A 24359-nucleotide genomic window follows, 5' to 3' on the forward strand; every position below is an offset into this window, starting at 1 on the left:
GGCGGAGGGCCGGGAGTTCCCGGGGGCTGTCTCAGGAAGCGCCGCCGCGACGGCTCCTGAACCACCACGCCCCGGCACCGAGTACGACGACGGCGGCGCCGATTCCGATGGGCACGGCCACCGGCATGCCGTCGTCGCCTTCCGTGTCGTCCGCCGCCGCGGCCTCCGCCGAGCGGGCGGACGAGGAGCCGGTCGCCGGATCGCTCGAGCCGGTGCCGGTGCCGGTCGAGGGGGTGGCCGTCGTCGGCTCCTCGGTGGGCGCGGGGCTCACGACCTTCGCCCCGGGGGCGGCCGCCTTCAGTTCCAGCTGGGGCGCGGGATGGCCGTGCCCGTGTTCATCGCCGCCGCTCTCCTCCCCCAGCTCGATCCAACGGTCCACGCGGCCGTCGCCGTAGGTCTGCAGCGTCTTGAACGCCAGCGACCTGGCGTCGGGCAACTGCCGTACGGTGACGACGTATTCGGCGTCCTCCCCCACGGCGAGCTTCGGTCCGGAGACGGTGTAGCCGCGGCTGGTGGGGGCGAGCTTCCAGTCCTTGGGGCCTGCCTTGTAGGTGATGTCGTCCGGGGTGATGCCCTCGGGCAGGATCACCTCGAGCTTGCTGATCCCGGCCGAACCGGACTCCGACTCCGCGGTGAAGGTCAGCGGCACGTTCTGGTCGAGTGCCCGGGCCCCCTCAGCTTCCACCTCGGTGTGCGCCGCGGCCGGGCCGGCGAGGGCGACGGCGGCCGCGAACGCGACCGCGGTGAGGGCGCCGGTGCGGCGCAGGCTGCGGGGCAGGGTGGGGCGGGGCACGTGTGACTCCCTCGTACCGGTGATGTGGTCGCCGCATTCAAGCGCAGGGGGAGGTCTCAAGGCGAGGGGTCCTCGGGGACGGAGCGGCGGAGGCAGGAGGCGACGACCACGAAGGGCCACAGGGACTGAAGGGCTGTCACCAGGCGTTCGGCAACGCCGTCGGCGCCGCCCTGATGCATTTCGAACATGAACCAGACCGCGCTGACGAGCATCAGCGAGGTCGCCGTGAGGGAGGGTGCGGGCCGGAGCCCCCAGGGCGCGGCGCGGTGCCGGTCGGCGGCCAGAACCGGCCACACCGCCAGGAGCATGAAGCCGACCGCGACCGCCGAACCGTGCCGTAGGGAACCTCCGCTGCTCGGCGGCGGCAGGAGAGCCACCGCGCACGCGGCCATTCCTCCCGCGCCGAGCGCCACCCGTCCGGGGAGCGCGGCCGGGCGCAGCCCCAGGGCGGTGATCATGTGGCAGACGCCCAGGGCGGCCAGCGCCGCGGTCATCACCCAGAAGCCGGCGGCGCCGTAGGCCGCGAGGGCGCTGATCGTCTGGGTGGCGGGGTCATAGGCGGGCCCTTCGAGCAGCGCCGCGATCGTCCAGCCGACGATCAGCACGACAGGAGCGCATCCCGACGAAAGCAAGGCCCATCTTGGGATAGATCGCATCAAGCCACCGTAAGACGCCCCCGCGGCCCGTCCGTCACTGCCACGCATACGCCGCGTCGGGCAGGCCGGCGCCGCGGGGCCAGCCCCGATGAGGGACGGCGACGCTGGCCCCCGGAAGCGAACAGCCCTGCACTTGTCGAACAAATCGACCGTAAACGCCAGGCCGCGCCACCCCTTCCGGCGCATAGAAATATCCACCAGCATGAAGGGCCCTGCCCGGCCGGCAGGGTCGAGTGCTGGGGGTTGGGACATGCAGCGCACCATGGGGAAGCAGGCCGTCGAGTGGCTCGCCGCGGCCGCCACGGATCCTCGGTCGTGCAAGCAGCAGTGGGACCAGGGCGCGGATGCGGTGCTGCTGGAGGCCGGACGGATCTGGGACGTGCTCAGCGTCCCCGAGCACCTCGGTCTGAGAGCCCTGGATCTCCTGAGACGGGCAAGACCGCGGGCGTCCGGGCCTGTCCTGGTGAACAGCGGGGCGCGCAGAGTCGGCTTCTTCCTCCCGCCCGACCCGGTCATCGAGTGGGGCGGGCCGGGCGTGCGCCATGCCGGCAGGGGATCATGGGTCGCCGTTCCGCCGCCGTACCGGTCCGCCGGGTGGCGCCTGGAGTGGCTGCTGCCGCCCGACGGGACCGGCGCCCTCTATGACCCCGCTGTCGTGGAGCGGGCGCTGCGCGCGGCCGGCGGGGTTCGGGCCGCCCGGACGCGGGTCAGTCGGTCGGGTGCGGAGCGGCCACGCTGACGCGTCCGTTCCTGCCGCTCCACTCCCACAGGTCCACCGGCCCGGGAAGGCCCCGGGGCACGACGACGGCCGGTACCCGCTCGGCCGCCTCGACGTGCCGACCACTCGCCGGTTCGGTGCCGCCCGCCCGGTCCAGCCCGGTGAACCGGCCGACCACCCAGGAGGTGACGGCCTGCCCTTGTCCATCGCCGGTACCCACAGAATCCCACCAGGTGTCGCGACGCTCCGGAACGGCACGCCCTTGTGCGTGCCACTCCGCGACCAGAGCCGCGTAGATCGACGGCTGGCCCCGCAGGCCGGTGGCCGGTACGACGTACGACACGGGTGCGGCATCGCCTCCGCGGACACGCCGCCCCGTCTCAAGTCTGTCCATGCCGGAGCAACGCCAAGGCGTGCGCCGGTGGTACGCCCGCCGCCGCCGCTGCCACCCAGTCGAGTGAGACCGTCCCCCGGATGGAGTCATGGCGTGCCCGACACACGCCGTCCGACACCGTCCGCCTCGATCGAGACAGGAGCCGCTTCATTGGACCGGAACGACAGCGACGACACCGCCGACTGCCCCTGGTGTGCCGCACTGCGGGACGCGAGTCCGTCGCCGACGGTACAGCCGGCCGCATCACCGGGACGACGGCATGACCCGTACGTCTCGGGCACCCAGTACGACGACGACTGGTGAGGGCCGGAACTGCTCAGGGCTGCGCCTCGTGGCCGGGCGGGGTGTGCTGGTGCAGCTGGGCAGCGAGCACCGCGACGTCGTTCTCGGCATGCCGGGCGTCGAGGCGGGCGGGCGCCGTGTCGACGACGTCCTCGACCCCGGCGGCGGACGCGAAGCCGACACGGACCAGCCGGTCGAGGGACTGGTCGATGTCCTCACCGCGGTGCTCGACGAGCCCGTCGGTGAACAGCAGCAGCGTCTGGCCCGGGTCCAGCCGCCAGGTGGCCGGTTCATAGCCGCCGAGGCCCGTGGCCAGGGGCGGGCCGACCGGCACCGGGAGCAGTGAGGTGCGGCCGTCCGCGTCGCTCATGGCCGGGGGCGGGTGGCCGGCACCGGCCAGGGGCACCTGTCCACGGTCGGGGTCGACGCGTGCGATCGGGCGGGTGGCCGGCCGTCGCTCCGGTTCCGCTGAGGCGATGTCGTCGAGCCGGCACCGCACGCGGTGCGGCGGAAGGTCGGCGGCGATGTAGCGCAGCGCCGAGCGGTACGCGGTCATGTTCACGGCACCAGGGGGCTCTGCCCGACGGGCACGTAGCGGATGGCGACGTCCAGGTTGGGGTGCGGACGGCCGGGCTCGGCGAGCAGAGCCCGCTGGCGCTTGCCGACGATGCCCCTGACCCGGTCGTACTCCTGGGCGTGCCGGATGTGTGAGGCGGCGCGTTCGGCGAGGAGGGCGAGCAGGTCTGCCTCCGCCTGGCTGGATGTGCCGTGCGGGGGCCTCGTTCCGACCGGGCCCTCCGCTTCCCGTGCCGCCTCCACAGCCCACCGCACATAGGGCAACATCGCCGGGTCGCCGTGAAGGGCCTCGCACTCCGGCTCCGCCGTCGCCGACCTGTGAAACGTCTGAACCAGCGCACCACACTAAACACCCTAAAGATGCACAAAAGCGCACAACGCGCAGACGAGGGGGGCGGTGGGGGCGAACAGACACAGACAGGAGCAGACAGGAGCAGACAGGGAACCACAGAGACAGAGCGGAGACACGCGGGTGGGCAGGAGTGGGCGGACATGGGGGCACAGGGGCGCACGCCCCGCATATATCTGCCGGTTTGACGCGCGGGCGCTCACCCCATACGGGGAATTGAGCCCCCGCCATATGGCCGCACCACCTGGCACCCGGTGCACTGAGGCCTTCATCTCTCGATCGTCGGCGCACCACAGGGAGGCTTTTCATGGCACTCACGGAGTGGACGAGGTCAATGGAGTGGCTGGCGGCAGCGTCGGAGGATCCCGGCGCCTGCAAACAGGAATGGCAGAACGGGAGCACCGGGGTGGCGCTCCTGGCCGCCGGACGCTTCTGGGACGTGCTGCTCATGCCGGAGGACCTCGGGCTGCGCGTAGCCGACCTCCTGGACGAGCTGTCCCTGCTCGACCGCGGTCCCTGCCTGCTGGACACCCGACGCCGTAGCGTCGGCTTCCTGCTGCCCCCGGAGCCGCAGGCCGTATGGATCGGCACCGGCGTGCGTCTTCTCGGCGCCGGCACATGGATCACGGCCCCCGCCCCGCACTGCCGCTGGGGCACCCTGCGCTGGCTCGTCCCGCCGGACGGGACCGGGACCCTGAACATCCCCGAAGTCCTGGAAGTCGCCATGCAGCGCTGCGCGAGCGAGATGAACCGCCTCCAGGGACGCCCCGCGCCCGCGGCGTGCGCGTCAGGGGGGCGCGTACGGCCGTGACCGGCCGGGCAGCGCCGCTCCGACCCGCCTGGTGACGGGAGCGCGCACCGGCGAAAGGGGCCTGTGACACGCCCGTGACAGTCGACGGACAGCGCCATTACGTCCACCAATCAAGGTATTGGAAACGGACAAATTGCAGCTTTCGGACATCGAGCGCTTCCGGTGATGTGAGCGGAGATGGACGAGTCGATCTGTCAGAGGACCCCCCATGAGCTTCACCATCACCACGACGCACGACGAAGCCACCGCACCCGCGCTGGCCCCTCGCGAGAGGGAGACGCTGCAGCACATCGCCCGAGGCTGCACCTACCTGCAAGCGGCCCGGCACATGGGACTGTCCAAGCACACGGTCGACGCCTACCTTCGCCGCATCCGCGCCAAGCTCAACATCAACAGCACCGCCGAGCTCACGCGGACGGCCATCGCCCTGGGTCTGTGACCTGCGAGCGGCGAGACGAGGTCGTTCGGTCATTCACACGTCCAGGGCCCTTCGTCGCCCCCCTTGCAGCGGGGAGCGTCCGTGCTGCTTCGTCCCCGCACCGCGTCCGATCGAGCCGCGCCCCCGTAACCCCTGCCGCGCCCGGCGTCAAGTAACGAACAGCCGGGGCTGGGGCGTACGCCCCCGGCGGCGGACGGTTGAAGTCCACCAACCGTCCGTCCCCTTCCACTCCCCCGCTCCCTCTCCGCTCTCTCGCCGCTCCCTCTCCGCTCTCTCACCGCTCTGTCCGCCCCCTTTCGCTCGCCCTCGCCCCCCTCCCCCCATCCAACGCCCGGCCCCGGGCACTCGACCCCCACAGGTTCCCCAATGAATGACATCGCCATCGTCGGACTCGGCTGCCGCTTCCCCGGAGCAGCGGACCTCAGGGCGTACTGGAAGCTCCTCCTCGGTGGAGAAAGGCAGTTCACCGCGGTCCCGAGGGATCGCTGGAACCATGACACGTTCCACCGGCCCGATGACCCACAGGCCCCCGACAGCGCGTACACCGACCAGGTCGCCTTCCTTCAGGGCGTGGACCGCTTCGCCGCCAGGCACTACGGTCTGCCGCCTCGCCGCGTCGAGGCCATGGACCCGCAGCACCGGCTGGCGCTCGACGTCACCCGCGAGGCCCTCGACGATGCGGGGCTGGGCCGTGGCGGCTTCGACCGGGAGCGTACGGGCGTCTTCTTCGGCATCTCGGTGTCCGACTACAGGGAACTCGCCACGGCCCGGGTCCGGGCCCTGGGTCTCGCCGACGGCTCGCTCGGCATGGCGGCCGACGCCGACACCCTGAACGCGTTCAGGACGCGCTCCGCGCGGGACCTTCCTCCCGTCGGCACCTTCACCATGCCGGGCGTCCTGCTCAACATGGCGCCCGCCGCGGTGAGTCGGCACTTCGATCTCGGCGGCCCCAGCTCCTCCTTCGACGCCGCGTGCTCCAGCTCGCTGGTGGCCCTCGACCACGCGGTGGCCCAACTGCGTCGCGGTACGTGCCGGGCGGCGGTGGTCGGAGGGGTCTACCTCAGTCTCACCCCGGACAGCCTGGTCGGCTTCTCCCGGCTCGGCGCCCTGTCGGCGGCGGGGGTGTGTCGCCCCTTCGATGCCAGGGCGGACGGCTTCGTGCTCGGCGAGGGCGCCGGCGCCGTATGCCTCCGGCCGCTTCAGGACGCGCTCGCCGACGGCAACCGCGTCTATGCCGTCATCAAGGGCATCGGTTCCGCCAACGACGGCGCCTCGTCGGGGCCGCTGACTCCCAGCGCCGAGGGGCAACTGCGGGCCATGCGCAGCGCGTTCGACGACGCGGGCCTGGCCCCCGGTGCGGCTGCCTTCATCGAGGCCCACGGTACGGGGACCGGCGTCGGTGACCGCGTCGAGGTGGAGGCCCTGCGCCGGTTGCGGACCGAACACGGGGGCGCGGACCCGGACGTCTGCTACCTCTCCTCGGGCAAGGCGCTCATCGGGCACTCGCTGTCCGCGGCCGGCATCGCGGGTCTGATCAAGACCGCGCTGGTGGTGCACCACCGGACGGTCGTACCGCAGCCCGACGTCCTGCCCCACCCGGACCTGGGCCTGGACGCCGCCGGGCTGCGCCTCGCCGACACCGCACGGCCGCTGCCGGAGGGTGACGGCCCGGTGTGCGCGGCCGTCAGTTCGTTCGGTTTCGGCGGCACGAACGTGCACGCGGTGCTCCAGCAGGCGCCCACCGCCGCCCCCGCCCGGCGGCCGGTCGCCACCGGAAAGCGCATCGTCCGCGGCGCGGAGCCGCAGCTCGCACTGGTCTCGGCCGGCAGTCCGCAGTTGCTGCGGGAGCACATAGCCGACCTGCTCGACCACCTGGAGCACACACCCGCGGCGTCCCTCGCGGCGCTGGCCCACACCTTGGCCGGGCGCGAGCCGCTGCCGAGCAGGCTCGCGATCGTGGCCGGTGACATGGCCGAGTTCACCGAGCGGCTGCGCAGGGCGCACCGGCAACTGGCCGAGGGTGCCCGGGGTGACCTCGGCGACGGCGCCTTCGCCGCGGACGCTCCCCTCCCCGCCGTCGCACGCCAAGTCGCCTTCGTCTACCCGGGCCAGGGCAGTCAGCGCCCCGGCATGATGCGGGAACTCCACGAACGGTTTCCCGACTTCCGCGATGCCGTCGACGCCCTCGGCGCCGAAGCGCGGCGGCACACCGGCGTCGACCCCGCCGACCTGCTGTACGGGCCGGCGGCGGACTCGACCGACGACACCGGGCTCCGGCGGCGGCTCGCCCCCACCGAGGTGTGCCAGCCGCTGCTCGGCACCGTGCAGATCGCCGCCACCGGGCTGTTGGCCGCATGCGGGGTCGCCCCGGACGTCGTACTCGGCCACAGCGTGGGTGAGTTCGCGGCGGCCGCGGCCGCCGGTGTCCTCCCCGCCGAGGACACCGTGGCGCTGCTGGCCCGGCGGGGCGCGGCACTGCGGGACGCGGAGGGCGAGCCGCGCGGCTCGATGCTCGCGCTGCAGACGGACGAGGAGACGTGCCGACGACTGGTCGGCGGCCGCCAGGACGTGTGGATCGCGTGCTTCAACGAGCCGCGGCAGACCGTGGTCAGCGGCGCCAAGGAAGCCCTCGCCGCTCTACGGCGGGTCTGCGCGGAGGCGGGCATCGCCACCAGGGTCCTCGAGGTCTCCAACGCCTTCCACTCACCGCGGCTGGCAGCAGGCGACGAGGCCATGCGCGCCGACCTGGACGGCCGTCCCCTCACCCGTCCCCGCCTGCCGCTGGTCTCCTGCGTGAGCGGGACCGTGTGCGACGACCCCGACCGGCTGCGCCGGCTGTGGGCGCGTCACGCGTCCGCGCCGGTCCGCTTCACCGACGCCGTCCGCAGCGCCTACGACACGGGCGCCCGCGTCTTTGTGCAGGTGACCGGGGGCAACTCGCTCCTCTCCGCCGTCCGGCGCACTCTCGCCGACCACGACGACGTCCACGTCATCGCCGTCGACAACCCGGCACCGGACGGCCACCGCGGCTACCTGAGCGCCCTCGCCCGGCTCGCCGTCCTGGGTGTCGACGTCGACCCGCGCGCGCTGATCGAGCCGGCCGACCGCCACCTGCTGGACCTGCCGATCGCCCGGCTGGAGACGCAGTCCTACTGGTGGGTGCGGCGCCCGGGAGCGGCGGACCACGAGGGCCGCCCTGAGCCGACCGCGGCGAAACCGGCGACCCCGCCGACCCCGGCGACCCCGCCGACCCCGGCGACCCCGGCGACCCCGGCGATCCCGACCGACACACCCCGACCCCAGACGTACCTCGACCCGAACAAGGACACTGCCATGCACGAACTGCTCGACCTGATCCAGCACCAGGTGACCCTCCTCGGCCGCCTCGGCGACGCGCTGACCGACGCGGGCATCACGCGGCCCCAGGCCGCGCCTGCGCCTGCACCTGCACCTGCACCCGCGCCTCCGCCTGCAACCGCAACAACACCCACACCCACACCCACACCCCTGCCCGCCGTAGCCACCGAAGCCGACGACCTCGTGAGGGACACCGTCTTCGGGCAGATAGCCCGTATCAGCGCGTTCCCGGCGAGTGATCTCCACGCCGACCAGCGGCTGGTGGACGACCTCGGTTTCGATTCGCTGATGCTGACCGACCTGTTCACCTCGCTCAAGCGGCGCTGGCCGTCCCTGACGGTCGACGAGAGGTGCGCCCGGCCGACGGTCGGGAGCGTCACCGCGATGATTCGGAACGAGGCCACGTCCCGCCCACCGGCCGGCCTGAACCTGATGCCCCACCCGACGGCTGCCCCGCTCCCCGAGCCCAGGCACCCCGCCACGGCCCCGGCCCCGGCTGACTCCCCGACCCGCCAAATCGCCCACCTGCCACAGGACCAGACCCGCATCGAGTGCTTCCCCGAGGTGACCGCGCACCGGGAGCGTATGAACCTGCTCGCCCGGCTCGACCTGCCGAACCCCTACTTCCGCGTGCACGAGGGCGGCATGGCGGACACCACCGTCGTCGACGGCCGTGAGCTGATCTCGTTCTCCAGCTTCAACTACCTGGGTCTGGCGAGCCATCCCCGAATCACCGAGGCGGTGCGGGAGGCCGTCGAGCAGTCCGGCACGTCGGCGTCCGCCAGCCGGCTGCTGTCCGGCAGCCGCCCGCTCCACCTCCAGCTGGAGCGAGAACTCGCCGACACCCTGGGGACCGAGGACGCGATCACCCTGACCAGCGGGCACGCCACCAACGTCACCGTCATCGGTCATCTCGTCGGGCCGGGCGACCTGATCGTCCACGACTCGCTCGCCCACGACAGCATCCTTCAGGGCTGCAAGCTCTCCGGGGCCACGCGACGGCCCTTCCCGCACAACGACGCCGCCGCCCTGGACGCCCTCCTGGCCCGGATCCGGCACCAGTACCGCCGGGTACTCGTCGTCGTCGAGGGCGTGTACAGCATGGACGGCGACATCGCCGACCTGCCCGCGCTCATCGACGTCAAGCGGCGGCACGGCGCGCTGCTGATGGTCGACGAGGCGCACAGCATCGGCGTGATCGGCACGACCGGGCGCGGCATAGGTGAGTACCACGACGTCGACCGGCGAGCCGTCGACCTGTGGGGCGGCACCCTGTCCAAGGCGCTGGCTGGGTGTGGCGGCTACATAGGCGCCGGCCGCAGCGTCGTCGAGTACCTCAGGTACACCGCCCCGGGCTTCGTCTACAGCGCCGGCATGAGTCCGGCCAACACCGCCGCCTCCCTCGCCGCGCTGCGCGTGATGCGTGACGAACCGCGGCGCTTGGCACGGCTACGCGAGAACTCCGCGTTCTTCGCGAGCCTGGCGCGCCGGGCGGGCATCGACATCGGCAGCAGCCACGACTCGCCGATCGTCCCGTGCATCGTCGGGGACTCGGCGAAGACCCTCCAGCTGGCCGAGGCGCTGTTCCGGCAGGGCATCAGTGTCAACCCGATCCTGTACCCGGCCGTCCCCGAGGAGTTGACCCGGCTGCGGTTCTTCGTCACCTGCGAGCACACCCCCGAGCAGATCCGCCACACCGTCACGGCCCTGGAGCGGCAACTGCCGTACGCCGCCACGTCCACTGCCCCCGCCACCGCCGCCTGAGACGGAGTACGCCATGCACCGCACGTTCCCCCTGATCACCCCGGGCGCCATACACCGCTGGGACACGGCCCTCCTCGCCGTCGCCCGCCGCGAGACACTGGACCAAACCCCGTCGTGGTCACCACTCCCGATCCTGTCCCCGGCCGAACGGCACCACTACCACACGCTGCCGCCCTGGCGGCAGCGCGAGTGGGCGGCAGGGCGGGTCCTCGCCAAGCACCTGGTGGCCGGCGCCACCGGGACGCCGCTGACCGAGGTGGAGATCCTTCCGCGCGACGACGGCAGCCCCCAACTGCTGGTCGGCGCCCACCCGGAGACCGCCCCGCACCTCTCCATCAGCCACACCGCGCACCACGTCGCCGCAGCCCTGGCACCCGATCCGGTCGGCATCGACCTGTGCGAACTGACCTCGGCCGTCGCGGTGCGCCGGGCGGCCGACCACATCCTCACTCCCCGAGAACGGCCGGCCGTGACGGATCACCCCGCTGCGCTGACCGCCGCCTGGGCACTGAAGGAGGCCTCGGTGAAGGCCGACCGCCGCACCATGTTCAGCGACGCCCCCCGCCAGGCCCGCATCCTCAGGCTCGCCCCACCCGCCCTCGACGGCGGACGCCGCGCACTGCTCAGGCACACCGGATCAGCGCTTCTCGCCGTCGTCGTGGCGCCCCGGCCATGATGCCGGCGCCCACGCGGCGGCGTTGACGATCTGGCCCCAGTCCCGGACTGCGCTGCGTCCCGTTGGTCAAACGCCTGACCGGTGCTCAGCCGGCTCCCCGAGAAGCCGCCGGGCATCTGCCTCCTCCAGCCGCTCCCTTCGGCCGAAGGCCGCCTACCCCCACCGGACGCGGCCGGGCACACTGAGGCGTTGGCCGGTCTCGGCCAGGTTCCCGCCGCGGCCGTCCGCCTTCACGGGGCTGCGAGGGGATGCGAGGGCACGGACGCGGACGCACCTTCGTACCCGAACCACCGCACTACGGCATTACGGCACCACGGCACCACGGCACCACGGCACCACGGCACGGAAGTACAGCACGCCCGATGCCCACAGGGGCGTGTCCCGAACCTGACCTACCGTCCTCGGGAGACTTCAGTGATCAGAGCACGCCGTACCCACGTCGGACGTCCACGGCTGATCGCCTCGGTGTTGAGCCTGCTCGCAGTGACCGCTCTCGCGGTGTCCGGCACCAGCGCGAGAGCAGCACCCATGGCCGACGCCGCACCATCCCCGGCCTCGGTCGCCGACGTGGCCTCGGCCGTCGAGTCCCTGAAAATCGCCGGGACGACCTGGGCCGTCGACGAACGCACCGGGAAGCTGCGGGTTCTCGCCGACTCCACGGTCGCGGACGCGGACCTGACCAGAATCCGGCGAGTCACGGGACGTTTCGCGGGAGTCGCAACCCTCGAACGGCTCGACGGTCGGCTGCGCACCCTCCTGTCGGGTGGCGACGGCATCTACGCGGCCGGTTGGCGCTGCTCGGCAGGGGTCAACGTGCGAAGCGGCTCCACGTACTACTTCGTCACCGCCGGCCATTGCACGGACACCATGCCCACCTGGTACACCAGCTCCGCCATGACCACGACGATCGGCACCACCACCGGCACCAGCTTCCCCGGCAACGACTTCGGTGTCGTCCAGTACTCCAACCCGGCCGTACCGCACCCCGGCACCATCGGAACCGTCGACGTCACCGGGACCGCGACCGCCTACGTCGGCCAGAGCGTCTGCCGGCGGGGAGCGACCACCGGTGTCCGCTGCGGCGTGGTCACCGCGCTGAACGTGACCGTCAACTACGGGAGCGGAGCAACCGTCTCCGGGTTGATCCAGACCAACATCTGCGCCGAGCCGGGCGACAGCGGCGGCCCGCTCTACGCCGGCGACAAGGTCATCGGAATCCTCTCCGGCGGCTCCGGGAGCTGCGCCACGGGAGGGACGACCTACTACCAGCCGATCCAGGAAGTACTGAACGCCTACGGGCTGTCCGTCTACTGACGAGGCGTCGGTCGCGGGCGCCCCGGCAAGGTGGTGGGGCGCGGGGGCGGCCCACCACTTTCGGTCTCGTCGACATCATTCACCGGTCGACGGCACCGAAGTGCTGGTGTCAGGTGTAAGTCCTGCCCTGATGACGCGACGCGCTCAGCGTCCGTCCACGCTGCCGACTCTCCCCCAGCCAGGGCCAATGAGGTCACACACCGTCAAACGACCGCGCTGACCTGGATGTTCACGTCACGAAGGGTCCAGCATCGACCCATCACGCGATCCACGTCGGCAATGACAGATGTTTCTGAAAGTTGCCGCAAAATCTTTCACGCAGGGTGCGGATCCCTCTACGCTTGGCGCCAAGCGTTCATGAAGTGAAGGGAATCGGCGTGACGGTGCGGCACATGTGTTCAACTTTCACAGTCCTTGCGGCGGCTCTGTGCGCAGCGACGAGCGGTACGGCGGCGTACGCCGCACCCGAAGCGGCCGAACTCCGAGCGGCGGCGCCCCGGGAAACGGCGGGGTCGGTGCAGGACCGGATAGCCGCGCCCGACTGCGTGCACCTCACCGTGGACTGGCGCTACACCCTCGCCGGCAACGACTGCTCCAGCACCTACACCTTGACCGTCGTCTACCTCGACGGAACCGAGGTCCCCTGCCGGACGTCTGCTCCCGGCACCCTGATCACCTTCCCGGGGCGCGGAACTCAGGGCAATGAGGTCCTGCGCGCCGTTCTGTGCGACGGCGACGACGCCTGACAGGGTCGTGCAGGTTGACCCGTCGAGGGGGGGGAGCCAGGAGCAGACCGTCGACCGTGACAGGAAAAGGATTGGACGGGGTGATGCTCGGGTTTGTAGCTTGCGGTGGACCGTGACACCGCCCGAGGAGGTGAGACCCATGAACGCTGTATCGATGTGGGTGCTCCCCCTTCCCGTCATGGCCGGCGACTGACGTAGGTGTCGCCGGGAGCGCCTCGACAACAGGGCACTCCCGAAAGGCAACACCTATGGACTCTCCGCAGTTCACCGCCGAGCCGTCGTCGAACGATACGGTCGAGCGCGACTCCACCGTGGGCGATGTCCCCGAGCGCCGGTCCTCAGCCTCTGGAGCCTCTGGCGCGGATCGCGCGCCCCTCATGTTCGACGTGATCATCGCCGGGTGCGGGCCGACCGGCGCGATGCTGGCCGCCGAACTGCGGCTGCACGATGTGCGGGTACTCGTTCTGGAGAAGGAAACCGAGCCCGTGTCGTTCGTCCGCATCGTCGGTCTGCACATTCGCAGTCTCGAGCTGATGGCAATGCGCGGACTACTGGATCGCATTCGCGAGCACGGAAGACAGCGTCCGGCCGGCGGATTCTTCGCCGCCATCGACAAACCCGCGCCCCAGGGCCTGGATTCCGCGCATGCCTATCTGCTGGGCATCCCGCAGCCGGTCATCGTTCGTCTGCTCGAAGAGCATGCGATCCAACTGGGTGCCCAGGTCCGGCGCGGTTGTGCGGTGGCCGCTTTCGAGCAGGACGACGAGGGTGTGACCGTCGAGCTGGCCGACGGCGAACAGCTGCGTTCGCGCTATCTCGTCGGCTGTGACGGCGGGCGCAGTACGGTGCGCAAACTGCTCGGCGTCGGCTTCCCCGGCGAGCCCTCGCGGACCGAGACGCTGATGGGCGAGATGGAAGTGGGTATGCCACAGGGGGAGATCGCCGCCAAGGTGGCCGAAGTCCGCGAGACCCATCAGCGATTCTGGCTCCGGCCCTGCGGTGCAGGGGCCTACAGCGTCGTGGTCCCCGCCGCTGGAGTCAGCGATCGCGCGGAACCGCCCACCCTCGAGGATTTCAAACAACAACTGCGCACCATCGCCGGAACCGATTTCGGCGTGCACTCCCCGCGCTGGCTGTCCCGCTTCGGGGATGCCACCCGGCTGGCCGAACGTTATCGGGTCGGGCGAGTGCTGCTGGCCGGCGACGCGGCACACATCCATCCACCCACCGGCGGACAGGGCCTCAACCTGGGCGTTCAGGACGCCTTCAACCTCGGCTGGAAACTGGCCGCACAGATCCGCGGCTGGGCGCCGGAAACGCTGCTGGACACCTACCAGGCCGAACGTCGTCCGGTCGCCGAGGACGTGCTGGACAACACCCGCGCCCAGATGGAACTGCACTCCACCGAACCGGGCCCGCAGGCCGTGCGCAGGCTGCTCACCGAACTGATGGACTTCGACGAGGTGAACCGCCATCTGATCGAGAAGATCACCGCGATCGGCATCCGCTACGACTTCGGTGAAGGCCCCGACCTGCTCGGCCGCCGCCTGCGCGACATCGTGGTGAAACAGGGCCACCTCTACGATCTGCTGCATCGCGGCCGCGGACTGCTGCTGGACCGCACCGAACGCCTGACCGTCGGCGGCTGGTCGGACCGGGTCGATCACCTCGCGGATCCCACTGCGGTACTGGATGCTCCGTGCGTCCTGCTGCGCCCCGACGGCCACGTCGCCTGGATCGGCGACGATCAGCAGGACCTGGACGACCACCTCGTCCGCTGGTTCGGCAAGCCCGCCAAGTGATGTCGCCCGAGTAACCGAAAAGGCCCGGGAGGAGGACCGAACGCCCGACCAGGCCTGCGTTCAAGTGGTCGTTGCGTGCCCGCAAGGTGCGTCGTCAGCCTGGCGCTGCCTATGCACCGCGACGGACCCGGGCGGCCTTGCGGGCTTCGGCGATCTGGCGGGCCTCAGCCGACCGGCGGGACTCGCCACGGCCGTCGGCCCGCCCCGGGCGGGTGCCCAGGCCACGGAAGGGGGCACCGCCGCGCTTCGGGCGCTCCGCGACCGGCCCGCCGCCGACGGGGACATCGGAGGGAGCCTGCGCGCCGGTGATGCGGCTCAGCTCGGCCTCGCCGGAGCGTACCTGCGTGATCTGCGGCCTGATGCCCGCGTCGGCCATGAGACGGGCCATGTCCCGGCGCTGGTCGGGCAGGACCAGCGTGACGACAGTGCCGGACTCTCCGGCGCGGGCGGTACGGCCGCCACGGTGTAGATAGTCCTTGTGGTCGCCGGGCGGGTCGACGTTGACCACCAGGTCGAGGTCGTCGACGTGGATGCCGCGGGCTGCGACGTTGGTGGCCACCAGAGCCGTGACGTGGCCCTCCTTGAACTGGGCCAGGATCCGGGTGCGCTGGGGCTGCGACTTGCCGCCGTGGAGAGCCGCTGCCTTCACGCCGCTGCTCAGCAGGTGCTTGGTGAACCTGTCGACAGCGTGCTTGGTGTCCAGGAACATGATCACGCGTCCGTCGCGGGCGGCGATCTCGGTGGCAGTGGCGTACTTGTCGGCGCCGTGCACCTGCAGCACGTGATGCTCCATCGTGGTGACCGCGCCCGCCGCCGGGTCGACCGAGTGGACCACCGGGTCATGGAGGTAACGACGGACCAGGAGGTCGATGTTGCGGTCCAGCGTGGCCGAGAACAGCATGCGTTGGCCGTCGGGGCGTACCTGGTCCAGCAGTTCGGTGACCTGGGGCATGAAGCCCATGTCCGCCATCTGGTCGGCCTCGTCCAGGACGGTGATGTTCACCCGGTCCAGGCGGCAGTCCTTGCGCTCGACGAGATCCGCGAGGCGGCCAGGGGTCGCGACGACCACCTCGGCCCCGGCACGCAGCGCACCGGCCTGCCTACCGATCGACAGGCCACCGACCACAGTGGCCAGCCGCAGCTTCAGCAATCGGGCGTACGGGGCGAGCGCATCGGTGACCTGCTGGGCCAGCTCACGCGTCGGAACGAGGATCAGGGCCAGCGGCTTCCGCGACTCGGCACGCTGCCCGGCCGTACGCACGAGGAGCGCCAGGCCGAAGGCGAGCGTCTTGCCCGATCCGGTGCGCCCGCGGCCCAGGACGTCGCGCCCTGCGAGGGAGTTCGGCAACGTGGCGGCCTGGATCGGGAACGGCTCGGTCAGTCCGAGACTCGTCAGCATGCTCAGCAACTCGGCGGGCATGTCCAGCTCACCGAAGGTCGCAGCCGCGGGGAGGGCGGGGGTGACGGTGACCGGCAGGGCGAACTCCCCGTCTGGACTGACGCCGGGGCGGGTCTGACCCGCTGGGCGGAAACGGTCGTTCGTGCTGGCTGAACGGCTCAAGGAGAACCTTCCTCAACAGGGCGCGCATCGAGGAATTACCGACAGGAATGAGTCGGATAAATTGCAAGAACGAGCCGAATACGAATCAAAATAATTCAAGCGAAATACCGCAAACAGTAAGCTGAGGCCCCACCGCTAGGCGTGGCCTCAGCCATTTCCTACGCTTCGACGTCAGGCGGGAGTGATGTTCTCCGCCTGCGGGCCTTTCTGGCCCTGCGTGACGTCAAAGTTCACCTTCTGGCCTTCCTGGAGCTCGCGGAATCCCTGGGCGGCGATGTTCGAGTAGTGGGCGAAGACGTCAGGGCCGCCGCCATCCTGCTCGATGAAGCCGAAGCCCTTTTCCGCGTTGAACCACTTGACGGTGCCGGTAGCCATGTCACATCTCCTTGGGAGATTACTGTCACAAGTTTAGCACGGCACACACATCCACCCTGCTTTCGGATCAATATGACAGCCGGCGCAAACTCGAAATACATGCGGAGTGACGAGCAGCTCCGCGCCGCGCCTGTCGACCTGGACCAGGGCCCACGGGGGTGCGGCGCCTCAACCCAGGAACGACAGGCGGACCTTCCGGTTCGGATTGTCCCGGTTCGTATCCACGAGGCACACCGACTGCCATGTCCCCAGCTCCAGCCGCCCGTCCAGCACCGGCAACGTCGCGTGAGGCGGAACGATGGCCGGGAGGACGTGGTCGCGGCCGTGGCCGGGGCTGCCGTGGCGGTGTTGCCAGCGGTCGTCGGCGGGGAGGAGGGTGTGCAGGGCGGCCAGGAGGTCGTCGTCGCTGCCCGCGCCCGTTTCGATGATCGCGATGCCGGCGGTCGCGTGCGGCACGAAGATGTTCAGCAGGCCGTCGCGGCCCGCGGCCGCTTCCCGCAGGAAGACCTCGCAGTCGTGGGTGAGGTCCACGATCCGCTCCGAGGAGCCGGAGGCGACGTTCAGAACTCGGGTGGTGAAGGCGTCTGACATGTCCTCCATCCTCACCCACGCGCCGGAGTTCACACACCAGGAGACGGCCGAGCCGTGATACTTGAGGTCCACTTCGCGAGACGGCGTTGACCATTACCTCGCCATCTGGCTAGTTTCTGCGGCATGTTGCGTTCAGCCCTGCTCACCACGCGCGGTCACATCGACCTGCTGCGGGTGGCCTCCGCCGCGTGTCGCCGCGGCTGCTGACGCCCTTCTTCTCCTTCACCTCTTCCGCTGTCGCGGCACCGCCCTACCCGTACGCCTGAGATCTCGATGAGACGTGGCGGCGTCGAGGCGCGTACCCCCACCGGCCGCTCGCCCCCGTGGAGCACCCATGAGCATCAGCCATGCCCCACCCAGCTCTTCTGAGCCGGATATTTCCGAAATACCCGGCGGCAGTCCCGTCAAGGCCAACGACGCCACCCCCTCCCCGCCGGACCTCGAACCCCTCCTCCCCGCCTCCTCCCGCCGCACCCGCGTCCCACGCTGGCTGCGCCGCACCACCGGCCCCGTCCTCCTCCTCATCCTGTGGCAACTGCTCAGCAGCACAGGCGTGTTGACCTCCGACGTGCTCGCCTCACCCGGCCGTATCGCCCAGGTCGGGAGCGATCTGATCGCCGACGGCTCGCTGGCCTCGGCCATGGGAACCTCTCTGCAGCGCGTCGCCGCCGGGCTGGCGCTGGGCACCGTCGTCGGTACCGGACTCGCCCTGCTGTCGGGCCTGTTCCGGGTCGGCGAGGACCTCGTGGACGCGCCCGTGCAGATGCTGCGGACCGTGCCCTTCGTCGGGCTCATCCCGCTGTTCATCATCTGGTTCGGCATCGGCGAGGCGCCCAAGGTCGCCATCATCACGCTCGGCGTGACGTTCCCGCTGTACCTCAATGTGTACGCCGGTATCCGCGGCGTGGACGCCCAGCTGATCGAGGCCGGGGAGTCCCTCGGGCTGTCCAGGTGGGGTCTCGTGCGGCACGTCGTGCTGCCGGGTGCGCTGCCGAGCGCCCTGACCGGTCTGCGCTACTCACTCGGCATCGCCTGGCTCGCCCTCGTCTTCGCCGAGCAGGTCAACGCCGACTCCGGCATCGGGTTCCTCATGGTGCAGGCGCGGGACTTCCTGCGGACCGACGTGATCGTGGTCTGCCTGATCGTCTACGCCTTCCTCGGCCTGTTCGCCGACTTCATCGTCCGCTCCCTCGAAAGGCTGCTGCTGCAATGGCGACCGACGTTCACCGGCCGGTGACCCCCGAAGCCGCGGAGGCCTCGCAGGCCACCGGGGCCGCCCAGGCCACCCGGGCCGTACGGACCACACAGGCCGTGCACGTCGAGGGGCTGACCCGCTCCTTCGACGGTCGCGCTGTCATCGACCGGCTCCAACTCGACGTCCGGCCGGGGGAGTTCGTCGCCCTGCTCGGCCGCAGCGGCTGCGGCAAGTCCACCCTGCTGCGCATCCTCGCGGGCCTCGACCGTGACATCGAGGGCACCGTCCTGGTGCCGCGCCGCAAGGCCGTCGCCTTCCAGGCGCCGCGGCTGATGCCCTGGAAGAAGGTGTGGCGCAACGTGCTGCTCGGCCTCCCGGGCAAGCCCGACCGTGCCGTGGCCGAGCAGGCCCTCAAGGAGGTCGGCCTGGACCACCGTACGGACGCCTGGCCCAAGACGCTCTCCGGCGGTGAGGCCCAACGCGCCTCCCTCGCACGGGCTTTGGTCCGTGAGCCCGATCTGCTGCTGCTCGACGAGCCGTTCGGCGCGCTGGACGCGCTCACCCGGATCAAGGCCCAGCGTCTGGTGGGCGAGTTGTGGCAGCGGCGCGGCTGCGCGGTCCTGCTCGTCACGCACGACGTGGAGGAGGCCGTACTCCTCGCCGACCGCGTCCTCGTGATGGACGACGGGATCATCGCGCACGAACAGCACATCGACCTCGACCGTCCCCGCGACATCACCGACCCGCTTTTCGCCGAACTGCGCGCCGGACTGCTCGAACGCCTCGGTGTCGACACCGCCGCCGAAGCCGCCTGAAGCCCCCAAGCGCCTACAACAAGCGCCCCGCAACAACAGCGAAGCCCCTCTACCCCTCAGTTCCACAGAACGGATCCGTCATGCGACGTCGCCTCGTCCCCGCCGCGCTGCTTCTCCCCCTGGCCCTGCTCCTGTCCGCCTGCGGAGGCAGCTCGTCGGCCTCGACCGGCGGCGACACCGACGGCTCGGGCTCGCTCACCCTCAACGTCGGTGACCAGAAGGGAGGTTCGGAGGCCATCCTGCGGGCCGCCGGAGAGCTGAAGAACCTCGACTACAAGATCAAGTGGTCCACCTTCACCTCCGGTCCGCCGCTGCTGGAGGCCGTCAACGCCAAGGCCGTCGACATCGGCGGGGTCGGCAACACGCCGCCGGTCTTCGCGGCGGGCGCGGGCTCGAAGATCACGGTGGTGGCCGCCTGGCACGGCACGTCCAAGGGCGACACCATCCTCGTACCGAACGACTCGAAGCTGAGCGGGACCGCGCAGCTCAAGGGCAAGTCGGTCGCCGTGGCCCAGGGCTCCTCCGCCCACTACCAGCTGGTCGCCTCGCTGAAGAAGGCCGGGCTGAGCCTGAGCGACGTGAAGGTCAAGTACCTCCAGCCGGCCGACGCGCTGGCCGCGTTCACCTCCGGCAAGGTCGACGCGTGGGCGGTCTGGGACCCGTACACCTCGCAGATACTCAAGGCGAAGCAGGGCCGCGTCCTGACCACCGGTGACGGCATCACCAACGGGCTGACCTTCCAGGTGGCGGCGCCGAGCGCGCTGAAGGACAAGAAGAAGGCCGCCGCGATCAAGGACTATCTGGAGCGGCTGCGGCGGGCCTACAGGTGGGTCTACACCCACGAGGACGAGTGGGCCGAGGTCTGGTCGAAGGAGACCGGGCTGCCCGAGGACGTGGCGCTGGCCGCGGTGAAGCGGACGTACACCACCCGGATCGCGGTGGCCGTCGACAAGCCGCTCATCGCCTCCGAGCAGGAGATCGTCGACGCCTTCGCCGATCTGAAGCTCATCCCGAACAAGGTCGACTTCGGCGGCTTCACCGACACCCGCTTCAACGGCGACCTGCCGCCGTCGACCACCGCGTCCCGTCCCTCGGAAGGTTCGTGACATGACGGTCCGTCTCCACGGTCCGGGCACGGGGGCGGAGGCGGCCGAGGGCGGTGTTCCGCTGCTGGTGGCGAGTGGGCGCTGAGGTCTGGGCCCCTCGATGGTCGCGGAGGACGCGGAGGACGCGGAGGTCGCGAAGGTCGCGAAGGTCGCGAAGGTCGCGGGGGGAAGATCCGCGCCCCCTCCGGAGTTAGTAGAAACGTGAACAACGCCGAGGTGGTCGAAGTAGTCGACGTCGTCGTCATAGGCGCTGGTCAGGCAGGCCTCTCCAGCGCCTATCACCTGCGGCGCACCGGTTTCGAGCCGGGCCGCGACTTCGTCGTGCTCGACCACTCCCCCGGTGCGGGCGGCGCCTGGCAGTTCCGGTGGCCGTCACTGACGTACGGCAGGGTGCACGGGATGCACGCGCTGCCGGGCATGGAGCTGACCGGCGCCGATCCCGAGAGGCCGTCGTCCGAGGTCATCGCCGAGTACTTCGACCGCTACGAGCGCACCTTCGGCCTGCGCGTCCGGCGGCCTGTCGACGTACGTGCCGTTCGGGAGGGCCCGGACGGACGGCTGCTCGTCGAGACCTCGGCGGGTACGTGGTCGACGCGGGCGCTGATCAACGCGACCGGCACCTGGGACCGCCCGTTCTGGCCGCGCTACCCCGGCCAGGAGACGTTCCGGGGGTGGCAGTTGCACACCGCCCAGTACCCCGGCCCGGAGCCGTTCGCCGGGCGGCGGGTCGTCGTGGTGGGCGGCGGGGCCTCCGGCACCCAGCACCTAATGGAGATCGCCAGGTACGCGGCCGCCACGACGTGGGTCACACGTCGACCGCCCCTCTTTCGCGAGGGGCCCTTCAGTGAGGACGTGGGCCGCGCGGCGGTCGCGCTCGTCGAGGAGCGGGTCCGGCAGGGGCTGCCGCCGAAGAGCGTCGTCTCGGTCACCGGGCTTCCCCTGAACGACGCGATCCGGGAGGGACTCGCGGACGGGGTGCTGGACCGGCAGCCCATGTTCGACCGGATCACACCGGACGGCGTGGAGTGGCAGGACGGGCGGCGCGTCGACGCCGACGTCATCCTGTGGGCGACCGGCTTCCGGGCCGCCATCGATCATCTGGCCCCGCTGCGCCTGCGCGAGCCGGGCGGAGGCATCCGGGTCGAGGGGACGCGCGCGGTCGCCGACCCCCGTATCCACCTGGTCGGCTACGGCCCGTCCGCCAGCACGATCGGCGCCAACCGCGCCGGGCGTGCGGCCGTACGGGACATCAGGCGACTGCTGGCCGAGGAGCCGGTCGCGGCGTGAGGTGCCGGGCGGCCGAACCGGTCGCCCCACGAGGCTCCGCCGGCTCACTTCGTCGGCTTGGGGCTCGCCTTCCGCCGGGCGTTGAACTCGGCGACATTGCGCTGGTGTTCCGCGTAGTCGGCCGTGAAACGGGTGTCGCCCGGCTTGACCGTCACGAAGTAGAGCCAGTCACCCGCGACCGGATTGATCGCGGCCCGCATCGCGGCCTCGCCCGGGCTGGCGATCGGCGTGGGCGGCAGACCCATGCGCTGGTACGAGTTGTACGGGCTCTCGATCCGCGTGTCGGCGGCGCTCGTCCTGAGCGTGGAGCGGTTCAGCGCGTAGTTGATGGTGGAGTCCATCTGCAGCGGCATGCCGCGTTCGAGCCGGTTGTAGATGACCCGGGCCACCTTGCCCATGTCGGTCTTCGTGTTGGCCTCGGCCTGGACGATGCTCGCGATGGTGACCGCCTGATAGACGTTCATCGCGTTGCGCTGCGCACCGGCCGCGATCGGGGCACCGCTGAACTTCTGGTTGGCGGTGTCGACCATGGACGACAGCAGTGAATCCGCCGTCGCCTTCTTCCCGTTGCGCTCCAGCGGATACGTCGCCGGGAAGAGGTAGCCCTCGGGGTTGCCGTCGGCGTCGTTCGGCAGCTTGAGATCGAGTTTCCCGAGGGACTTCTTGGTGGACCCGGGCGGCAGGGCGAGGGCCTTGTCGACGGCGTCGTAGACCTGGCTCGCGCGCCAGCCCTCCGGGATCACCAGCGAGGTGGGCTTCGGTGCCTCCTCCCCCAGGCTCAGCAGCGGCACCGCCACGGCGGTGCCGGCCACGACGGCGCCGGCGGCGATGAGGGCGATACGGCCCCGGCGCGTCAGTCGAATCGTGTTCCGTGACGGAGTGTTCATCTGCATGCGGGCACGGTAACCCGCACAAGCTCACAAACCCGGCATAACGTCACGCCGTCGGCTCCAGTTGGGCGTCTCGGCGGACCAGCGCCGCATACCGCCCGTCCCGCTCCAACAACTCCTCGTGCGTACCCCGTTCCGCCACGCCCCCGGCGTCGAGGACCACGATCTGGTCCGCGCCCCGAATGGTGGACAGGCGGTGCGCGATGGTGAGGGTGGTGCGGTTGGCGGAGAGGGCGTCGATGGCGTCCTGGACTGCGTGTTCGGTGCGGGTGTCCAGGGCACTGGTCGCCTCGTCGAGGATGAGGACCGGCGGGTCGCGCAGGATCGTGCGGGCGATGGCCAGGCGCTGTTTCTCCCCGCCGGAGAAACGGTGGCCGCGCTCACCGACGACCGTGTCGTAGCCGTCGGGCAGGGACGCGATGTGATCGTGGATCTGGGCCGCCTTCGCAGCCGCGTGCAGTTCCTCGTCGGTGGCGTCCGGCTTGGCGAAGCGCAGGTTGTCGGCGACCGAGGCGTGGAAGAGATACGTCTCCTGCGAGACGACGCCGACCGCGCGGGCGAGGGTGTCGAAGTCGAGGTCGCGCACATCGACCCCGTCGAGGGTGACCCGGCCGCCGGTCACGTCGTACAGCCGCGGCACGAGATGGCCGAGCGTCGACTTTCCGGCACCGGTCGGGCCGACGACCGCGAGGCTGCCGCCCGCCGGGACGGTGAGGTCGATGCCGTCGAGGATCGGGCCGCTCTTGCCGTCGTAGCGGAACTCGACGTTCTCGAACCGGACCTCGCCCTTGACGCCGTCGAGGTGGACGGCGTCCTCCCGCTCGGTGATGTCGATCGGCAGGTCGAGGTACTCGAAGATGCGCTGGAACAGCGCGAGCGAGGCCTGGATCTGGACGCCGGTCGACAGCAGGCTGACGGCGGGGCGGAACAGGCCCTGCTGGAGCGATACGAAGGCGACGATGGTGCCGATCGAGACCTGCGGGCCGCCGAGTTGGAGGGCCATGCCGGCGGTCCAGTAGATGAAGGCGGGCATGGCGGCCATGACGATGCCGATGACGGACATGCGCCAGCGGCCGGCCATGTTCGACCGCACTTCGAGGTCGACCAGCCGCTCGGACTCGTCGGAGAAGGCCTTGGTCAGCGAGTCGGAGCGGCCCATCGTGCGGCCGAGCAGGATGCCGCTGACCGAGAGGGACTCGGTGACCGTGGCGGCCATCGCGGCCATCTGCTTCTGGCGCTGGGTGGTGATCTTCTTGCGTTCCCGACCGACTCGGCGGCTGATCCAGACGAAGAAGGGCAGCAGGAGCAGGGATACGACGGTCAGCCGCCAGTCGAGGGCGAGCATCGCGACGATCGTGGCGACCACGCTGGTGAGGTTGGAGACCAGGGAGGTCGCCGTGGAGGTGACGGTGGCCTGCATGCCGCCGATGTCGTTGGCGATGCGGGACTGGACCTCGCCGGTGCGGGTGCGGGTGAAGAAGGCGAGGGACATGCGCTGGAGGCGGCCGTAGACGGCGGTGCGCAGGTCGTGCATGACGCGCTGGCCGACCGTAGTGGAGATCAGGGTCTGCAGCACGCCGAAGACGCTGGTCAGGACGGCGCTGAGGATCATGCCGAGCGCGAGCAGGCTGAGCAGGCCGGTGCGGCCCTCTGGGATCGCGACGTCGAGGATCGCCTTGAGGAGGAACGGCGTGGCGACGCCGACCAGCGACGAGGCGCCGACGAGGAGGCCGACGACGGCCAGGCGTCCGCGGTACGGACGGAAGAGTTTCAGAATGCGGCGCACCTGCCGGGGCTGTCGCTGCTCCTCGGCGTTCTCCGCGGCGGAGGGCGTCCAGGTGGGTCCGTTGTCGGGGTGCATG

The 24359-nt window shown here is 70.7% G+C and carries 24 protein-coding genes; 14 read left to right on the plus strand and 10 right to left on the minus strand.

Annotation, left to right across the window (positions count from 1 at the left end; all coding sequences use genetic code 11):
* Positions 1–31 precede the first annotated feature (31 nt).
* Entirely contained in the window at positions 32–793 is a 762-nt protein-coding gene (locus tag ABIE67_RS07370; RefSeq protein WP_370255253.1) for a DUF1775 domain-containing protein, read from the minus strand.
* A gap of 56 nt (positions 794–849) precedes the next feature.
* Positions 850–1449 (minus strand): DUF998 domain-containing protein, encoded by a 600-nt coding sequence (locus ABIE67_RS07375; RefSeq protein WP_370255257.1) that lies wholly within the window; start codon positions 1447–1449, stop codon positions 850–852.
* A 250-nt stretch (positions 1450–1699) separates the two neighbouring features.
* Here ABIE67_RS07375 and ABIE67_RS07380 point away from each other — a divergent pair, with 250 nt between their 5' ends.
* On the plus strand, positions 1700–2188 hold the full coding sequence (locus ABIE67_RS07380; protein ID WP_370255259.1) for a hypothetical protein: 489 nt from the start codon (positions 1700–1702) through the stop codon (positions 2186–2188).
* Here ABIE67_RS07380 and ABIE67_RS07385 read toward each other — a convergent pair.
* Positions 2157–2561, minus strand: coding sequence for a hypothetical protein (locus tag ABIE67_RS07385; protein WP_370255265.1), 405 nt, complete (start codon positions 2559–2561; stop codon positions 2157–2159). The two genes, ABIE67_RS07380 and ABIE67_RS07385, sit on opposite strands and share 32 nt — an antisense overlap.
* A gap of 93 nt (positions 2562–2654) precedes the next feature.
* On the opposite strand from ABIE67_RS07385, the gene ABIE67_RS07390 reads away from it, so the two are divergent.
* Complete coding sequence (locus tag ABIE67_RS07390; protein WP_370255270.1) at positions 2655–2864, plus strand: hypothetical protein; 210 nt, start codon at positions 2655–2657, stop codon at positions 2862–2864.
* A 13-nt stretch (positions 2865–2877) separates the two neighbouring features.
* Here ABIE67_RS07390 and ABIE67_RS07395 read toward each other — a convergent pair whose 3' ends face one another.
* Entirely contained in the window at positions 2878–3399 is a 522-nt protein-coding gene (locus ABIE67_RS07395; RefSeq protein ID WP_370255275.1) for a PP2C family protein-serine/threonine phosphatase, read from the minus strand.
* Between the two features lie 2 nt (positions 3400–3401).
* Entirely contained in the window at positions 3402–3674 is a 273-nt protein-coding gene (locus ABIE67_RS07400; protein WP_370255280.1) for a hypothetical protein, read from the minus strand.
* Between the two features lie 401 nt (positions 3675–4075).
* Between ABIE67_RS07400 and ABIE67_RS07405 the strand changes: the two genes are divergently transcribed.
* The 7 genes from ABIE67_RS07405 (at position 4076) to rox (ending at position 14677) form a co-directional block, all read left to right on the plus strand.
* Positions 4076–4579 (plus strand): hypothetical protein, encoded by a 504-nt coding sequence (locus ABIE67_RS07405; protein ID WP_370255284.1) that lies wholly within the window; start codon positions 4076–4078, stop codon positions 4577–4579.
* 208 nt (positions 4580–4787) lie between these two features.
* Entirely contained in the window at positions 4788–5018 is a 231-nt protein-coding gene (locus tag ABIE67_RS07410; protein ID WP_370255288.1) for a response regulator transcription factor, read from the plus strand.
* Between the two features lie 366 nt (positions 5019–5384).
* Positions 5385–10139 carry an aminotransferase class I/II-fold pyridoxal phosphate-dependent enzyme gene (locus ABIE67_RS07415; RefSeq protein WP_370255292.1) on the plus strand — a complete coding sequence of 1585 codons (4755 nt, stop codon included), beginning with the start codon at positions 5385–5387 and terminating at the stop codon, positions 10137–10139.
* Between the two features lie 13 nt (positions 10140–10152).
* On the plus strand, positions 10153–10815 hold the full coding sequence (locus ABIE67_RS07420) for a 4'-phosphopantetheinyl transferase superfamily protein (protein WP_370255297.1): 663 nt from the start codon (positions 10153–10155) through the stop codon (positions 10813–10815).
* Between the two features lie 414 nt (positions 10816–11229).
* Positions 11230–12129, plus strand: coding sequence for a S1 family peptidase (locus ABIE67_RS07425; protein ID WP_370255300.1), 900 nt, complete (start codon positions 11230–11232; stop codon positions 12127–12129).
* A gap of 392 nt (positions 12130–12521) precedes the next feature.
* Entirely contained in the window at positions 12522–12875 is a 354-nt protein-coding gene (locus tag ABIE67_RS07430; RefSeq protein WP_370255302.1) for an alpha-amylase, read from the plus strand.
* Between the two features lie 248 nt (positions 12876–13123).
* Positions 13124–14677: a rifampin monooxygenase gene (rox, locus tag ABIE67_RS07435; RefSeq protein ID WP_370255304.1), complete on the plus strand. Its 1554-nt coding sequence runs from the start codon at positions 13124–13126 to the stop codon at positions 14675–14677.
* A gap of 109 nt (positions 14678–14786) precedes the next feature.
* On the opposite strand, the gene ABIE67_RS07440 is transcribed toward rox, so the two are convergent.
* The 3 genes from ABIE67_RS07440 to ABIE67_RS07450 all read right to left on the minus strand — a co-directional run bounded on the left by ABIE67_RS07440 (position 14787) and on the right by ABIE67_RS07450 (position 17204).
* On the minus strand, positions 14787–16238 hold the full coding sequence (locus ABIE67_RS07440) for a DEAD/DEAH box helicase (protein ID WP_370255306.1): 1452 nt from the start codon (positions 16236–16238) through the stop codon (positions 14787–14789).
* A gap of 171 nt (positions 16239–16409) precedes the next feature.
* Positions 16410–16613, minus strand: coding sequence for a cold-shock protein (locus ABIE67_RS07445; protein ID WP_062705208.1), 204 nt, complete (start codon positions 16611–16613; stop codon positions 16410–16412).
* A 168-nt stretch (positions 16614–16781) separates the two neighbouring features.
* Complete coding sequence (locus ABIE67_RS07450) at positions 16782–17204, minus strand: secondary thiamine-phosphate synthase enzyme YjbQ (RefSeq protein ID WP_370255315.1); 423 nt, start codon at positions 17202–17204, stop codon at positions 16782–16784.
* A gap of 123 nt (positions 17205–17327) precedes the next feature.
* Here ABIE67_RS07450 and ABIE67_RS07455 point away from each other — a divergent pair, with 123 nt between their 5' ends.
* From ABIE67_RS07455 to ABIE67_RS07475, 5 genes are all read left to right on the plus strand, one after another.
* Positions 17328–17411, plus strand: a complete 84-nt coding sequence (locus tag ABIE67_RS07455) for a putative leader peptide (protein ID WP_349817350.1) — start codon at positions 17328–17330, stop codon at positions 17409–17411.
* Between the two features lie 127 nt (positions 17412–17538).
* A complete protein-coding gene (locus ABIE67_RS07460; protein WP_370255320.1) occupies positions 17539–18441 on the plus strand; it encodes an ABC transporter permease in 903 nt (300 codons plus the stop codon).
* Positions 18414–19214: an ABC transporter ATP-binding protein gene (locus tag ABIE67_RS07465; protein ID WP_370255323.1), complete on the plus strand. Its 801-nt coding sequence runs from the start codon at positions 18414–18416 to the stop codon at positions 19212–19214. The genes ABIE67_RS07460 and ABIE67_RS07465 overlap by 28 nt, the downstream gene beginning before the upstream one ends.
* A gap of 80 nt (positions 19215–19294) precedes the next feature.
* The gene (locus ABIE67_RS07470; protein ID WP_370255326.1) at positions 19295–20320 is read left to right on the plus strand and encodes an ABC transporter substrate-binding protein; all 1026 of its coding nucleotides are present in this window, start codon (positions 19295–19297) and stop codon (positions 20318–20320) included.
* Between the two features lie 201 nt (positions 20321–20521).
* Positions 20522–21607, plus strand: a complete 1086-nt coding sequence (locus tag ABIE67_RS07475; protein ID WP_370255328.1) for an NAD(P)-binding domain-containing protein — start codon at positions 20522–20524, stop codon at positions 21605–21607.
* A gap of 44 nt (positions 21608–21651) precedes the next feature.
* Here ABIE67_RS07475 and mltG read toward each other — a convergent pair whose 3' ends face one another.
* Entirely contained in the window at positions 21652–22500 is an 849-nt protein-coding gene (mltG, locus tag ABIE67_RS07480) for an endolytic transglycosylase MltG (protein ID WP_370255331.1), read from the minus strand.
* A gap of 43 nt (positions 22501–22543) precedes the next feature.
* Positions 22544–24358, minus strand: a complete 1815-nt coding sequence (locus tag ABIE67_RS07485; RefSeq protein WP_370255333.1) for an ABC transporter ATP-binding protein — start codon at positions 24356–24358, stop codon at positions 22544–22546.
* Between the last annotated feature and the right edge of the window lies 1 nt (position 24359).

The organism is Streptomyces sp. V4I8 (genome assembly GCF_041261225.1).
Classification (GTDB): Bacteria; Actinomycetota; Actinomycetes; order Streptomycetales; family Streptomycetaceae; genus Streptomyces.

Bases quoted from the DNA above. Each gene is read 5' to 3' on its own strand.
- ABIE67_RS07375 (WP_370255257.1), bottom strand. From the start codon at position 1,449: ATGCGATCTATCCCAAGATGGGCCTTGCTTTCGTCGGGATGCGCTCCT.
- ABIE67_RS07380 (WP_370255259.1), top strand. From the start codon at position 1,700: ATGCAGCGCACCATGGGGAAGCAGGCCGTCGAGTGGCTCGCCGCGGCC.
- ABIE67_RS07385 (WP_370255265.1), bottom strand. From the start codon at position 2,561: ATGGACAGACTTGAGACGGGGCGGCGTGTCCGCGGAGGCGATGCCGCA.
- ABIE67_RS07395 (WP_370255275.1), bottom strand. From the start codon at position 3,399: ATGACCGCGTACCGCTCGGCGCTGCGCTACATCGCCGCCGACCTTCCG.
- ABIE67_RS07405 (WP_370255284.1), top strand. From the start codon at position 4,076: ATGGCACTCACGGAGTGGACGAGGTCAATGGAGTGGCTGGCGGCAGCG.
- ABIE67_RS07410 (WP_370255288.1), top strand. From the start codon at position 4,788: ATGAGCTTCACCATCACCACGACGCACGACGAAGCCACCGCACCCGCG.
- ABIE67_RS07415 (WP_370255292.1), top strand. From the start codon at position 5,385: ATGAATGACATCGCCATCGTCGGACTCGGCTGCCGCTTCCCCGGAGCA.
- ABIE67_RS07420 (WP_370255297.1), top strand. From the start codon at position 10,153: ATGCACCGCACGTTCCCCCTGATCACCCCGGGCGCCATACACCGCTGG.
- ABIE67_RS07430 (WP_370255302.1), top strand. From the start codon at position 12,522: ATGTGTTCAACTTTCACAGTCCTTGCGGCGGCTCTGTGCGCAGCGACG.
- rox (WP_370255304.1), top strand. From the start codon at position 13,124: ATGGACTCTCCGCAGTTCACCGCCGAGCCGTCGTCGAACGATACGGTC.
- ABIE67_RS07445 (WP_062705208.1), bottom strand. From the start codon at position 16,613: ATGGCTACCGGCACCGTCAAGTGGTTCAACGCGGAAAAGGGCTTCGGC.
- ABIE67_RS07450 (WP_370255315.1), bottom strand. From the start codon at position 17,204: ATGTCAGACGCCTTCACCACCCGAGTTCTGAACGTCGCCTCCGGCTCC.
- ABIE67_RS07455 (WP_349817350.1), top strand. From the start codon at position 17,328: ATGTTGCGTTCAGCCCTGCTCACCACGCGCGGTCACATCGACCTGCTG.
- ABIE67_RS07460 (WP_370255320.1), top strand. From the start codon at position 17,539: ATGAGCATCAGCCATGCCCCACCCAGCTCTTCTGAGCCGGATATTTCC.
- ABIE67_RS07465 (WP_370255323.1), top strand. From the start codon at position 18,414: ATGGCGACCGACGTTCACCGGCCGGTGACCCCCGAAGCCGCGGAGGCC.
- ABIE67_RS07470 (WP_370255326.1), top strand. From the start codon at position 19,295: ATGCGACGTCGCCTCGTCCCCGCCGCGCTGCTTCTCCCCCTGGCCCTG.
- mltG (WP_370255331.1), bottom strand. From the start codon at position 22,500: ATGCAGATGAACACTCCGTCACGGAACACGATTCGACTGACGCGCCGG.
- ABIE67_RS07485 (WP_370255333.1), bottom strand. From the start codon at position 24,358: ATGCACCCCGACAACGGACCCACCTGGACGCCCTCCGCCGCGGAGAAC.